General features: G+C 28.9%; 12 protein-coding genes and 1 tRNA gene. 3 read left to right on the plus strand and 10 right to left on the minus strand.

Going from position 1 to position 14,928, the window contains the following annotated elements; all coding sequences use genetic code 11:
• The 3 genes from H0H68_RS01595 to ribB form a co-directional block, all read left to right on the plus strand.
• On the plus strand, positions 1–1,560 hold a 1,560-nt coding region (locus tag H0H68_RS01595; protein WP_185853087.1), incomplete at its 5' end, for a DNA translocase FtsK.
• A 42-nt stretch (positions 1,561–1,602) separates the two neighbouring features.
• A complete protein-coding gene (locus H0H68_RS01600) occupies positions 1,603–2,742 on the plus strand; it encodes an LptF/LptG family permease (protein ID WP_317168034.1) in 1,140 nt (379 codons plus the stop codon).
• A gap of 12 nt (positions 2,743–2,754) precedes the next feature.
• On the plus strand, positions 2,755–3,390 hold the full coding sequence (gene ribB, locus H0H68_RS01605) for a 3,4-dihydroxy-2-butanone-4-phosphate synthase (protein ID WP_185853089.1): 636 nt from the start codon (positions 2,755–2,757) through the stop codon (positions 3,388–3,390).
• A gap of 5 nt (positions 3,391–3,395) precedes the next feature.
• On the opposite strand, the gene H0H68_RS01610 is transcribed toward ribB, so the two are convergent.
• The 10 genes from H0H68_RS01610 to H0H68_RS01655 all read right to left on the minus strand — a co-directional run bounded on the left by H0H68_RS01610 (position 3,396) and on the right by H0H68_RS01655 (position 14,912).
• Positions 3,396–3,469: transfer RNA gene (locus H0H68_RS01610), tRNA-Asp, on the minus strand.
• A gap of 6 nt (positions 3,470–3,475) precedes the next feature.
• Positions 3,476–3,793: a thioredoxin gene (trxA, locus tag H0H68_RS01615; RefSeq protein ID WP_185853090.1), complete on the minus strand. Its 318-nt coding sequence runs from the start codon at positions 3,791–3,793 to the stop codon at positions 3,476–3,478.
• 55 nt (positions 3,794–3,848) lie between these two features.
• Positions 3,849–4,928 carry a M20 family metallo-hydrolase gene (locus H0H68_RS01620; RefSeq protein ID WP_185853091.1) on the minus strand — a complete coding sequence of 360 codons (1,080 nt, stop codon included), beginning with the start codon at positions 4,926–4,928 and terminating at the stop codon, positions 3,849–3,851.
• Complete coding sequence (argB, locus tag H0H68_RS01625; RefSeq protein ID WP_185853092.1) at positions 4,919–5,701, minus strand: acetylglutamate kinase; 783 nt, start codon at positions 5,699–5,701, stop codon at positions 4,919–4,921. The genes H0H68_RS01620 and argB overlap by 10 nt, the downstream gene beginning before the upstream one ends.
• Positions 5,698–6,654, minus strand: a complete 957-nt coding sequence (locus H0H68_RS01630; protein WP_185853093.1) for an N-acetylornithine carbamoyltransferase — start codon at positions 6,652–6,654, stop codon at positions 5,698–5,700. The genes argB and H0H68_RS01630 overlap by 4 nt, the downstream gene beginning before the upstream one ends.
• A gap of 8 nt (positions 6,655–6,662) precedes the next feature.
• Positions 6,663–9,896 carry a carbamoyl-phosphate synthase (glutamine-hydrolyzing) large subunit gene (gene carB / locus H0H68_RS01635; RefSeq protein ID WP_185853094.1) on the minus strand — a complete coding sequence of 1,078 codons (3,234 nt, stop codon included), beginning with the start codon at positions 9,894–9,896 and terminating at the stop codon, positions 6,663–6,665.
• A gap of 24 nt (positions 9,897–9,920) precedes the next feature.
• Positions 9,921–11,015, minus strand: a complete 1,095-nt coding sequence (carA, locus tag H0H68_RS01640) for a glutamine-hydrolyzing carbamoyl-phosphate synthase small subunit (protein WP_185853095.1) — start codon at positions 11,013–11,015, stop codon at positions 9,921–9,923.
• Positions 11,005–12,156, minus strand: a complete 1,152-nt coding sequence (locus H0H68_RS01645) for an aspartate aminotransferase family protein (protein ID WP_185853096.1) — start codon at positions 12,154–12,156, stop codon at positions 11,005–11,007. The genes carA and H0H68_RS01645 overlap by 11 nt, the downstream gene beginning before the upstream one ends.
• A 21-nt stretch (positions 12,157–12,177) precedes the next feature.
• On the minus strand, positions 12,178–13,158 hold the full coding sequence (argC, locus tag H0H68_RS01650) for an N-acetyl-gamma-glutamyl-phosphate reductase (RefSeq protein WP_185853097.1): 981 nt from the start codon (positions 13,156–13,158) through the stop codon (positions 12,178–12,180).
• Complete coding sequence (locus tag H0H68_RS01655) at positions 13,155–14,912, minus strand: argininosuccinate synthase domain-containing protein (RefSeq protein ID WP_185853098.1); 1,758 nt, start codon at positions 14,910–14,912, stop codon at positions 13,155–13,157. The genes argC and H0H68_RS01655 overlap by 4 nt, the downstream gene beginning before the upstream one ends.
• Positions 14,913–14,928: the final 16 nt, after the last annotated feature.

Here is a 14,928-nt window from a genome sequence, read left to right on the forward strand (position 1 = left end):
CAATTGAATAATTTTTATAAATCAACAATATATAAATTTATATTTTTCAGTATATGGCTTCCAATAACTTTTTATCTTGTTCTTCCTGATCAAGGAATATTGAGTGGAATCTTTGGATTTGAAATAGGAAACTTGTTGATTCATTTATTTGGAAAAATAGGATCATATATACTTATTTTGACAAGTATTATTTTTTACTCTATCATTATTTTTCGTCTTACGACTCCAAACATAAAAAATGGAATACGACAAAAAATACATTTTTACGAAAAAACAGATCCAATATTCAAATTTTGCAATTTTTTAAATACAAAGATTGTCAATAGATCATTGAAAAAAATCAATGAATCTAGTCCTAGTAGTAAAAAAGATAAAAACATTCTCCATTCTATTCTTTCTAAGAAAGATTTTTCTTCCACTTCCATATCAGTGGATAATTTAGAAATAGATTCTAATAAACAAAAAATAGTCCAAGTATTTAACTATTATAAAATAGAAATATGTCAAATTAAAACGATCATAGGACCTACTGTTATTTTGTATGAAATCTATCCTAAGATAGGAACACGGATATCCAAAATCAAGAATCTAAAAAATGAGATAGCCTTAAATTTATCTGCTATATCTATAAGAATTATAGCACCTATGCCTGGAAAAGGGTCCATTGGAATAGAAATTCCTAATCACAATCGTTATCCTGTTTATATGAAAGATATCCTTTTTTCAGAAGAGAGTAACAAAAAAAGTCATCAAATGGAGCTCCCTATTTCTTTAGGGAAAACAGTATTTAATAAAATTTTTGTTATAGATTTAGCTAAAATGCCTCATTTACTTATAGCAGGATCAACTGGACAAGGAAAATCCGTTGGATTAAACGTTATGATTATTTTCTTATTATATCAAAAAAATCCAGAAGATATCAAATTTATTTTGATTGATCCAAAAAAAGTAGAATTATCTATATACAAAAAAATTTCAAAATCTTATTTTGCTACTCTTCCCAATTCTATAGAACCCATCATCACAGATTTACATCAAGTAAAAAACATATTAAATTCTTTATGTAAAGAGATGGATAAAAGATATGCTATTTTGGAAAAATCTAAGGTTAGAAATATTCAAGAATACAATAAAAAATATCATTTACCTTATATCATACTAATCATTGATGAATTCGCAGACTTAAGTTTATCTTTTCATCAAAAAAAACAAATAGAAACATATATCACTCGGTTAGCACAGCTTGCTCGTGCTGTGGGAATTCATTTGATTATAGCTACACAACGTCCATCAGTTGATGTAATTACCGGATTAATTAAATCAAATTTCACTGCAAGAATTGCATTTAGAGTAAGTTCTAAAATAGATTCTAGAACTATATTAGATTGTACAGGAGCTGAACAATTGATAGGAAAAGGAGATTTTCTATTTTCTAATCAAAATGAATTGATACGGTTACAATGTCCCTTTATAGATTTATCAGATATTCAAAAAATCGTTGATTTTTATTCCAATCATGATAAAAAAAACGAATACTTTTTATTGCCAGAACCGGATTAAGTCAAATATGAGATGAAGCCAATAAAAAAACTTGATCTATATATGATTCGTTTATTTATAGCTCCCTTTTTCATTATTTTTTCTACAATCTTTATCATTTTTATGATTCAATTTTTTTGGAGCCAAATAGATGAATTAATTGGGAAAGACATTGATATTTTAATAATAATAAAATTTATATTTTATTTCGGAATATCTATTATTCCATTAGTAACTCCTATCTCACTATTATTGACTTCTATCATAACATTTGGTAATTTTTCAGAAAATCAAGAACTTACTGCTATAAAATCTTCTGGAATATCTCTTTTTCGTATGATGAAACCTATTTTAGCAATAACTTGCATTTTATCGATTGGATTGTATTTTTTTTCCGATTTAGCCATTCCAAAAGCAAAAATGAAAGCTAAAAAATTAGGATATCAAATATCATTAACTCATCCCTCTTTCAAATTAAAAGAAGGAATTTTTGTTAATTTATTACCAGATTGTTTCATAAAAATAGACAAAAAATCGAGAAACAATAAACAATTGCATAATATATTTATCTTTTTTTATGATAAGAATTCACTTGTAAATACTATTCTTTCTCAAAAAGGATTTTTCATTCCAAATGAAAATAGATCTGAATTGATTCAATTTAAATTAATGAATGGAATTTTGTATAGTGAAAATCCAAATGAAACCAAAGAACAATCCTCTTATCAAATTATACAATTTGATACTTTAATTCAAAATTTTAAAATTCCTTCTTATGACTATGAAGGAATAAAAAACTTAGATGACTATGACTCCTATGATACCCAAAATCTAATTCAAAAAATTAACTTTTTAAAAAAAGAAAAAAAGAATTCTGAACATCAGAAAAAAAATATCTATAAATTAGTTAAGCTGCAATTAGAATTGCAAAAAAAATTTACATTTTCAGTAACATGCATTATAATGTTTCTGACTGGGGCCCCGTTAGGAGCTATTATTAGAAAAGGAGGAATAGGTTATCCTACTATTGTGGCTTTATCTATATTCATCATTTATTATATTTTGCTGACCATCACTCAAAATAAAGTGGAAAAAGCTGAAATAAGTCCATGGATAGGAGCATGGATTCCGAATTTTATTTTTTTTCCAGTAAGCATATGGATGACTTATAAAACAGCAATGGATGATTTTTATATTCAATAAAACAAGATATATATGGTTTTTGGGTCAAATCAAAATTTAGATAATATTGAAGAAGCCATACAGGATATACAAAGTGGAAAAATTATCATTGTGGTCGATGATGAAAATCGTGAAAATGAAGGAGATTTTATAGTATCTGCTGAAAAAATAACTCCTCAAATTGTCAATTTTCTAATTACTCATGGAAGAGGACTAGTTTGTGTTTCCTTAACAGAAGAAAAATGTGATCAATTAGAACTTCAAATGATGGTAAAAAATAACACAGATCCTAGAAAAACGGCTTTTACAGTATCTGTAGATTTACGAGGCTATGGTGTTAGCACTGGGATTTCCGTTTCAGATAGAGCAAAAACCATTCTCGCCTTAGTCAAGGAAGTCAAACCAGAAGCATTTAATAAACCAGGTCACATATTTCCTCTTCGTGCAAAGAAAGGTGGAGTCTTAGAAAGACCTGGACATACAGAGGCTGCTATTGATATAACGAAAATGGCTGGATGTCACCCTGGAGGAGTTATGGTAGAAATTCTTAATGAAGACGGATCTATGGCACGTCTCCCACAATTGATTCAGATTTCTAAAAAATTTCATATAAAAATTATATCCATAGAGGATATCATAAAATATCTTAAACAGAAAAAAAACAGATAAAAATGCGGTCTGGACGGGATTTGAACCCGCGACCCCATGCGTGACAGGCATGTATTCTAACCAACTGAACTACCAGACCAGAAAACTAAATTAAAACATCTAATTTTTTTCTGATTTCCTCTTTAGAAGAAATTCCAATATGCATATCTTTTTTCTCTCCATTCTTAAAAAAAATCATAGTGGGAATGCTACGTATTCCATATTTAGAAGAATATTTTGAATTATTATCCACATTTAACTTAAAAATCAATGCTTTATTATGATATTCAGTAAATAGATCTTCTAATAAAACAGACAAAGCTCTACATGGAGCACACCATGGAGCCCAGAAATCCACCAAAACAGGTTTATCTGATTCATGAACTAACTTTTCAAAATTATCATCGTTTATTTCTTGTAACATACTTTTTTCATTTAAAGATAAAGAACATAACAAATTTACCTTTTTTGTTTCAAATTCAAAAGTGAAAGTCTTTTAACAAACAGATATAAATATCTATTCCTTCCATGATTTCTGAAATCAAGATGTATTCATTAGGCGTATGAGAACGGACACTATCTCCGACTCCCATTTTAATGGTGGGAAAAGGCATAATGCTTTGGTCTGAAAGGGTAGGAGATCCATAAGTTTTTCTTCCTATTCGTTTAGCTTTTAAAACAATGGGATGCATTGGATTTATGAAAGAAGAGTTTAAATGAGAAGAACGTGGTTTCATTTTAGAGAAAATTTTTTTTTGTATAATTTCAATTAATTCCTCATTTTTATATAACTCATTGGTTCTAATATCTACTACAAAAGAACAAAAATCAGGAATCACATTATGTTGTATTCCTCCTTGGATTTGAGTCACATTTAAGGTAGTAAAACCTAGTAATTCCGATTTCCTATCAAAATATAAATTCCTTAAGTGTTCTATGTCTCTTGTTGCGACATAAATAGCATTGATTCCTATATCTCTTGCAGAATGTCCTGTTTTTCCTTCAGCCATGCAATCCAATACCATTAATCCTTTTTCAGCAATAGCTACTTGCATCTGTGTTGGTTCTCCAACAATTCCTAAGTCTATACCTCCCAATTGAGGTAAAATTGCTCTTACGCCTAAATCGCCAGATATTTCTTCTTCCGCAGTAATTGAAAGAATTAATTTGTAAGGTAATTCAGATAAATTACTTAAATATATAAAAGTGGATATTAACGAAACAACGGAAGCTCCAGCATCATTACTGCCTAACCCTATAAGTTTATCTTCTTTTTTGATAGCAGAAAAAGGATTGGTTGTCCAATTTTTTCCTGGTTTAACCGTATCATGATGAGAATTTAATAGTATAGTTCGTATATTTTCTTTTTTTAAATAGTTAGTGTTTTCAGTCCATATATTATTAAATTTTCTTTTGACATGAAATCCATATTGATGAAGATAATCTTCTATAAGAAAAGACACCTTGTTTTCTTGTTTGGATATAGAAGGAGTATTGATAAGCTGTATAATAAGCTGTATAGCTTCTCTTTTTAAAACTTGCAAATTGACTACGGACATAGAATAGTCTTATTATTAACATCATTTAAATAGTTAGGTTGACCTATACTAACCTGAGATACTCCATTTTTTAATGCAAAAAAAGCATTTTCCAATTTAGGAATCATTCCATTTTTTATGGTATGATTTTGTTTCATTTTTTGAAATGAATTAAAATTTATTTTTTGAAAAAAAGATTCAGAATCTTGTATATCTCGTAAAACTCCTTTTTTTTCAAAACAAAAATGTAATTCCGTTTCACAATCTTTTTCCTTTGCTAAGGATATAGCTATATAAGCTGCTATTGTATCTGCATTTGTGTTCAGTAGATTTCCTATTCCATTATGAGTTATAGAACATAATACAGGAATGATATTATTTTTCAATAAAAATTTTATTAAACGTGTATTGACACTTTTTCTATTGATATCCCCCACATATCCATAATCAATATTTGTTTTTTTCCGTAAATATGATTTAATGCAATTACCATCTGCTCCACATAAACCCAAAGCATTACAGTGATTAGATTGTAATAGAGCTACAATATTTTTATTGATCATTCCTGCATAAGTCATAACAACTATATCCAGAGTTTCTTCATCTGTTATTCTTCTTCCTTGTATAATTTTTTGGGAAATTCCCATTTTATTTGAAATAAAATCTGCTCTTCTTCCTCCTCCATGAATCAAAACCTTATATCCTTGTAGTTGACAAAAAGCTTTCAAAGAAAAATTAAGAACCTTTTGGTCATTAATTAAATGTCCTCCAATTTTGACTATATGGATTTTCATGATAAAGATTGTAGAATTTTTAAAAAAATTATTTGTGAAGCATAAATCCTATTTTCTGCTTGTTGTAATACAATGGAATGGTTGCCATCTAAAACAGCATCTTCTACCACAATATTTCTCCTGACAGGTAAACAGTGCATAAATTTAGCCTGATTGGTAAGTTTCATTTTATTTACAGTGATCATCCAGTCAGAATTTTGACAGAGCATTTTTCCATAATCTAAATAACTACTCCAATTTTTTGCATAAACAAAATCGGCATTTATAAAAGCCATATCTTGATTATGTGTGGTAAAAACTCCATTAGAAAATCTTTTATGAAGATCATATTTTTCTGGACATGCAATAGTGAAATCGATTTTATCTATTTTGGATATCCATTGAGAAAAAGAATTTGCCACGGAATGAGGCAACGGTTTGATATGAGGAGCCCAACTTAACACTACTTTGCATCTTTTTTTAAAAAAAGATGTAAATTCGGCAATAGTCATTATGTCTGCTAAAGACTGCAAAGGATGCAAAGTAGCACTTTCCATGTTAACGACTGGGACTCTAGAATATTTTAATATCTTATTGAAAATTATTTCTTTATAATCAAAATCTCGATCTGATAAACTAGGAAAAGTTCTGACAGCAAGAATATCACAATATATGCTCATGACAGAAATAGCTTCTTTAAGATGTTCTTGTGTCATTTTCATTACACTTCCATCATTCATTTCAATTTTCCAAGAATCCTTATGAACATCTAATACCCAAATATTGCATCCTAAGTTAAAAGCTGCTTTTTGACAACTAATTCTTGTCCGTAAACTAGGATTAAAAAAAACCAATCCAATTGTTTTATTTTTTACAATATGTTTAAATTCATATGGATTTTTCTTTAAAAGAAGAGCTTCTTTAATCAGATCATATACGTTAATAACATCTTCTACACTAAAAAATTTTTTCATAAATTTTTTCATTTATATTCATCCCAAGCTTTTATAAATAATTGGTCCATAGATAAATTACAAAAAGCTTGTATAAAAACTTTTGCTAAACGCGCATTGGTGAGCAGAGGGATATTAAAATCGACAGCATAACGTCTTATAGCATAATCATTATCCAATTCTGATTTACTTAGATTTTTTGGAATATTAATTATAAGATCCAATTTTCTATTTTTTATCAATTCAAGAACATTTGAATATTTTTTGACATTTGGCCAATAAACTCTGATGGAAGGAATTCCATTATTGGATAAAAACTTATTGGTTCCTTCTGTCGCAAATAATATATATCCTTTTTTATGCAATAGTTTGACAACCTCTAAAAGATCCAATTTAGATTCAATAGGACCTCCAGATATTAATATATTTTTTTTGGGAATGGTATAACCAACAGAAAGCATGGATTTTAAAAGTGCTTCATCAAAAGTATTTCCTAAACAACCTACTTCTCCTGTGGAAGACATATCCACACCCAAAATAGGATCTGCGTCTTGCAAACGAGAAAAAGAAAATTGAGAAGCTTTTACTCCTAAAAAATTTGTAATAAAAAAATTAGGTTCTATTTTATTTTTCTTCTTGCCAAGAAGAACTTGAGTAGCTAATTCAATCATATTAAAATGAGAGACTTTTGATACAAAAGGAAAACTACGAGATGCTCTTAAATTGCATTCAATTACTTTGATTTCATTATCTTTAGATAAAAATTGAATATTGAAAGGACCAGATATATTAAAATATTTGGATATTTTCTTAGATATATTAATGATTTCTTTTAATGTTGACAAATAGAGATTATGTGGAGGATATACCAAAGTCGCATCTCCTGAATGGACTCCTGCAAACTCTACGTGTTCTGATATAGCATAATACAAAATTTCTCCATTTTGAGAAACAGCATCTAATTCAATTTCTTTGGCATTTTTAATAAATTCTGTAATAATTAATGGATATTCAGGAGATATAGATATTCTTTCACTAAGATAATGTTGCAATTCTTCTTGATTAGAAAGAACATTCATATCTGCACCCGAAAGAACATACGAAGGTCTGACTAATATGGGGAAATCCACTTCTTTAACAAATTGATAAATAGTATCAAAATCGGATAATTCTTTCCATCTAGGCTGTCCAATTTTTAAATAATCCATAGCATTGGAAAATTTATATCTATTTTCTACTTTGTCTATAGAAAGAGGAGAAGTCCCCAAAATTTTTACTTTTTTTTCATAAAGTTTTAAAACCAAATTATTAGGAATTTGTCCTCCCATGGAAACAATTGTTCCTTTCGGTTTTTCCAGTTCAATAATATCCAATACACGTTCTAAAGTAAGCTCTTCAAAATATAATCTATCACATACATCAAAATCAGTACTCACAGTTTCAGGATTATAATTAATCATTATTGATCTGTAAGATTCTTTCTTAACAGTATTTAATGCATTGACACAACACCAATCAAATTCTACACTACTTCCAATTCTATAAACACCAGATCCTAATGTGATAACAGATTTTTCATCTTCTTCATAAATTATATCATGTTGAATGGCATGATAGGTTAAATATAAATAATTAGTGTAGGCCGGATATTCAGAAGCTAAAGTATCAATTTGTCTCACATATGGAACTATATTTTTTTCTTTTCTATATTCTCTTATTTCTTGTTCTAAATGATAAATACTATGATATTGATTATTTTTTTTAACAAAAAAAATACTAGCTATTTGCATATCCGAAAAACCTTCTTTCTTTGCTTCCCGTAACAATTCATCCGGAATATCTCTCCAATTATCAAAATGATCTATCTTTTTTTTTGTTTGAAAAATATTGTCAAGTTGATATAAAAACCATGGATCAATTTTTGTTAAATCATGTATCTCTTCCATAGAATAACCTTCTTCTAAAGCTTCTTCTAAAAAGAAAATCCTTTGATCTGTAGGTTTTTTAAGGGATTCTTTCAATAGACGATTAGATCCTAGTTTTTTTTTATGAATGTTGATGAAACCTTGCATACCGATATCTAACATTCGAATTCCTTTTTGTAAGGCTTCTTCAAAAGAACCTCCAATAGACATTACTTCTCCCACACTTTTCATGCTACTTCCAATCCTATTAGAAACTCCATAAAATTTCTTGAGATCCCACCTAGGAATTTTACATACTACATAATCTAACGCTGGTTCAAAAAAAGCAGAAGTCTTTTTAGTCACAGAATTCTTCAATTCATGCAAGCCGTATCCTACAGACAATTTTGCAGCTACAAAAGCTAAAGGATAACCAGTTGCTTTAGATGCAAGAGCACTTGAACGAGAAAGACGTGCATTAACTTCTATAACACGATAGTCTTCTGAATTAGGATCTAATGCAAATTGGACGTTGCATTCTCCAACTATATTAAAATTTCTGGCAATATATATAGCTAATTTTCTTAAACTATAATATTCAGAATTTGTTAGAGTTTGTGACGGTGCTACGACAATACTTTCTCCTGTATGAATTCCTATAGGATCAAAATTTTCCATATTACATACAGCAATACAATTATCATATTTATCTCTAACTATTTCGTATTCAACTTCTTTCCATCCTTCTAAATATTCTTCTACAACAATTTGAGAAGAATAAGAAAAAGCCTTGCTTACTATTTTTTTTAAATCATTAATATTTTTTGCAAAACCACTTCCCAAACCTCCAAGTGTATAAGCAGATCTAATGATAATAGGAAATCCTATTTCTAAAGAATAAAAAATAGCATCATCCATAGAATGAGCCACAAAACTTTTTGCCGTTTTTATATTAATATGAGTCAACCTATTTCGAAACAAGTTTCTATCTTCACTGTGAATAATAGATTCAATAGGGGTTCCTAAAACTTGAATTTTATATTTTTCTATAATTCCTTCTTGAAAAAGCTGAATTCCACAATTTAATGCAGTTTGTCCACCAAAAGACAATAGAATTCCTTTTGGTTTTTCCTTATCTATAACACTTTTAATAAAAAATAAAGTCAAAGGAAGAAAATAAACTTTATCAGCAACTTCTTTAGAAGTTTGAACTGTGGCAATATTTGGATTAATCAATATAGTATAAATTCCCTCCTCTTTAAGAGCTTTTAATGCTTGTGTTCCAGAATAATCAAATTCACCAGCTTCTCCTATTTTTAATGCACCTGATCCCAGGATAAGTACTTTGTCTATTTTCATACTAATTTTGGAAAATTCTTTTAATTATTTATTGCTTTTAACAATTGAATTGATAAAAAGATCAAATAAAAATTCGGTATCCGTAGGTCCACCTGAAGCTTCTGGATGAAACTGTACCGAAAAAAAAGGTTTATCATTATGAATGATCCCTTCGCAAGTATCATCATTTAAATTTTTAAAAAATATTTTCCATTCTTTAGGAAGATTTTTTGCATCCAAAACATATCCATGATTTTGTGATGTAATAAAACTTTTTCCTGTTTCTAATAATAAAACTGGCTGATTATGACCTCTATGTGCATATTTCAGTTTATAAGTATCTCCTCCTGCTGCAATTCCCAAAAGTTGATTTCCCAAACATATACCAAATATAGGTCGTTCTTTTTTCATAGCTATTCGAATATAATGTATAGGTTTTTCATAAATTTTAGGATTTCCAGGGCCATTAGAAAGAACCAATCCATCATATTCTTCATTTGTAAAATCATAATCCCATGGAACCCTTATAATAGTACAATTCCTTCTCAATAGACAACGTAAAATATTATTCTTTAAACCAAAGTCTACAAGTAATATTTTATATTTTCCATTTCCATATATAACTTTTTCATGAACAGAGACTTTTTCAGAAAGGTTATCCTGATTTGGATCATAAAAAGGAAGATTTTCATTTTCCATTAAAATTTTACCTAACATAGATCCTCCATTTTTTCTAAGTTTTTTTGCAATGAATCTGGTATCTATACCAGATAATCCAGGAACTCCATTTTTAGATAGCCAATCAGATAGAGACAAACTCATATTCCAATGATGCGGTCGGTTAGAATAATAAGAAATAATAAGTCCAGATACTTGAATTCTATCGGATTCATAAAATTCAGAAATAGATTCTTTACAAGGAGAAGATGGAATTCCATAATTTCCTATTATAGGATAGGTATAAGTAAGGATTTGACCTCTGTAAGAGGGATCCGTCATACTTTCTGTATAACCGGTCATAGCTGTATTAAAAACAACCTCTCCAGAAGAGGATATAGTTGCTCCAAAATGATAACCTTCATATCTTGTCCCGTCTTCCAACATAAGGATAGCCCTGTTTATTCTTTTATTATTTTCCATTTTTTTTATATAGATCTGCTAAGGCTTTCTTTAACTTTGTAAGGAATAATTTGATATGATTTACGTTAATATTCAGCGGAGGAAGTAATCGTAAAACATATGGATTGTTAGATGTTCCAATAAATACTTTCTCTTTATAAATTAAAATATTTTTCAAATCATGAATAGGAAAATCAAACTCTAACCCTAGCATGAGTCCCCTTCCTCTTATTTTTTTAATTTCAGGAATGAAACTCAATTCTTGTAACAGTATTTTTCCCATTTTTTTTGCATTTTCAATTAAATTTTCTTTTTGAATAATTTCCAATACAGCAATCCCAGCTGTACAAGCTAAATGATTTCCACCAAAAGTAGTTCCTAACATACCATAATATGGTTTAAATTTAGGATGTATGAGCACACCTCCTATAGGGAAACCGTTCCCCATGCCCTTAGCTATAGTAATTAAATCTGGTTGAATAGGATAGAATTGGTGAGAAAAAAAAGATCCTGTTCTTCCATACCCACTTTGCACTTCGTCAATAATCAACACTGTATCATATCTTTTGCAAAGATCTCTAACTTTACAAAAAAAGTCTAAACCTGGATCTATAATTCCAGAGATTCCTTGTATTCCTTCAGTAATTAAAGCACAAATATCTTTGTTCTTTAATTTTTCTTCTAAAGAATCTATATTCTGATAGTCTATAAATATAGTTTCATGTTGAGCGTTAAAAGGGGATACTAATTTGTAGTTATCCGTTACAGATACACTTCCACTTGTTCTTCCATGAAAAGAACCCTTAAAAGCAATAACCTTTTTATTCCCTGTATGAAAAGAAGCTATTTTCAATGCATTTTCATTAGATTCTGTCCCAGAATTACATAGGAATAAGGAATAATCTTCATATCCTGAAATCTTTCCAAGAAGATTAGCCAATCTATTTCTTTGAGAAACATAAACACTATTAGAATAATAGGATATTTTATGAATCTGTTCAGTCAAGGCTTTCACATAATATGGATGCGAATGACCAATAGAAATAACAGCATGTCCTCCATAAAAATCTAAATACATATTTCCTTTTACATCAAACAAATAAGATCCTTTGCTTTTGTTTAATTCTATATCTAAAATAGGATAAACGTCAAATAATTTCATATTCTTTTTGATTAGGAACGATTAGAAACGAACGGATTTTAATTTTAAACCACAAGTTTCATCCAAATTAAATATAAGATTCATATTTTGTATGGCTTGACCAGAAGCTCCTTTTATAAGATTGTCTATAATACTGATAACAACCAATTGATCCTTTTCTTTAACAAGATATAAAATACATTTATTAGTATTGATTACTTGTTTAAGATCTATATTAATATCAGAAATATTTACAAATGGATGATTTTTATAATATTCTTTATATATTTCCCTATTCTTTTCTAAAGAAAGAGTAGAATAAGTATATAAAGTGGTTATAATTCCTCTTGAGAAATTTCCTCTATAAGGAACAAAATAAACTTTAGAACAAAAATTATTTTGTAATTGATAAATTGTTTGTTCAATCTCCTGTAAATGTGAATGTTGAAAAATTTTGTAAGCAGAAATATTATTGTTTCTCCAACTAAAATGGTTCGTGTCACTCTGTTTTATTCCAGATCCTGTAGAACCAGTTATAGCACTAATATGAATATTATTTTTTAATAATTGATTTTTAGATAATGGCAAAATAGCTAAAAGAATAGCTGTAGCAAAACATCCAGGATTGGCTATATTATTTGATTTTTTTATTGTTTCTTTTTGTAATTCTGGCAATCCATAGACAAAATTTCTATTTTTAAAAGTGGATTGAGTAATGATTCTAAAATCTTGACTTAAATCAATGATTTTTGTTCTTTCTGATATGTGATTCAATTCTTTTCTAGATTTTCCATGTCCTGAACAAAGAAATACTACATCTATTTCTTTGTTCAAATCACGAGAAAATTTCATATTCTCTATTTCTCCTTCTCCTAATAGATCTTGGTGAACCAAATGAATCAATTTTCCTAGATGACTTCTACTAACTATACTTTTTATTTTAATTTTTGGATGATGAATCATCAATCTAATTAATTCTCCAGCAGTATATCCAGCTCCTCCAATTATGCCTATTTCAATCATTTTTCTTTTTTATTTAAATTATGATACATTTTCATTTGATTACTCAAAATCTTTGTAAACCCCCTCACATCTTCTGCACTCCAAGCATAATTCATTTCTCCATATTGAGCCATGTTAATGTTAGAAGATGCCATCAAATCGAATTTAGATTTGATCCCTACTAAATGAAATCTATAAGGATAGAGAATTATATTTACAGTGCCGGTCAATCTTTTTTGTGTACTTTTTAAAAATTTTTCTATATCACGCATGACAGGATCTAAATATTGAGCTTCATGAAGTAACATTCCATACCAATTAGACAGTTGTTCTTTCCAATAAAGCTGCCATTTCGTAAGAATATGTTTTTCCAATAGATGATGAGCCTTGATAATAATAATAGCAGCTGATGCTTCAAATGCAACTCTTCCCTTAATCCCCAAAATCGTATCTCCTATGTGAATCCCTCTTCCTATAGCAAATTTTGAGGCTATTTTTTCAATCTTGATTATATTTTTTATAGCTTCCCCTTTTTCCTGATTAACACCTACTAGTTCTCCTTTTTCAAATTCTAGTTCTAAGTTCTCACTTTTTTTTCTACTCAATTTGGTTGGATAGGACTCTTCCGGAAAATCGTGAGAAGAACTCAGAGTTTCCTTTCCTCCTATACTCGTTCCCCAAATTCCTTTATTGATCGAATATTTTGCTTGATCCCAACAAATAGATATTCCTTTATTTTTCAAATATTCAATCTCTTCTTCTCTAGATACTTTCATATCTCTTATAGGAGATAAAGTTATTTTTTCTGGACAAATAATTTGAAATGCTATATCAAATCTGATTTGATCGTTACCAGCTCCTGTACTCCCATGAGCTATTGCTTTCGCTTGAATAGAAGTTGCATACTGTGCTATTTTAATAGCCTGAAAAATTCTTTCGGAACTTACTGAAAGCGGATAAGTCTTATTCTTAAGAATATTTCCGAATATAAGATATTTTATACAATTTTGATAGTATTCTTCTATGGAATCAATTGTTTTGTGAGACTGAGATCCAATGCTTATAGCTCTTTCTTCAATTTTTTCTAACTCATCTTTTTTGAATCCTCCTGTATTAATAATAACTGTATGAACTTCGTATTTTTCTAGGATAAGATATTTTAAACAATAAGAAGTATCCAAACCTCCACTATAAGCTAAAACAATCTTATCTCCTGTAGATAAATAATTATTTCTATTATTTTTTTTAATATTGGGATTATATAGAAGCCCTGTACATAAACACATTTTTCTTTGATTTCTGGTTAATATATCAAAGTTTGCGCAGCTTTGGCATCCTTTCCAAAATTTTTCTGATTGGGGCAGTTCACTAAAAGAAACAGGCTTAAAACCCAATTCAGTATTGATTTTAATAACTGGATTGCTTGTTGTGATGCTAAAAATTTTTGAATTGGGAAATTTTTTTCTGGAAAGTTTAAATATTTCAATTTTAATAATTTTTGCCAATCCTTGTTTTCTAAATTCAGGGAAAACAATCAAACCAGAATTAACGACAAATTCTTTGTTTTGAAAAATTTCAAGATAGCTAAAACCCGCTAATTTATCATCAAAGAAAGCAATTACTGCATTTCCATGAATCATTTTCGATTTTATATATTCTGGATCTTTTTTTGCAATTCCAGTCCCCCTGTTCTTTGCTGCTTCCTCAATTTTTTGACAAATTAAGGAAGCATATTTTGTATCCTCTTCATGAGATACTCTAACTTTGATTTTCATTTTTGTAAGAAACCAC

It is taken from the genome of Blattabacterium cuenoti, assembly GCF_014251555.1.
Taxonomy (GTDB): domain Bacteria; phylum Bacteroidota; class Bacteroidia; order Flavobacteriales; family Blattabacteriaceae; genus Blattabacterium; species Blattabacterium cuenoti_P.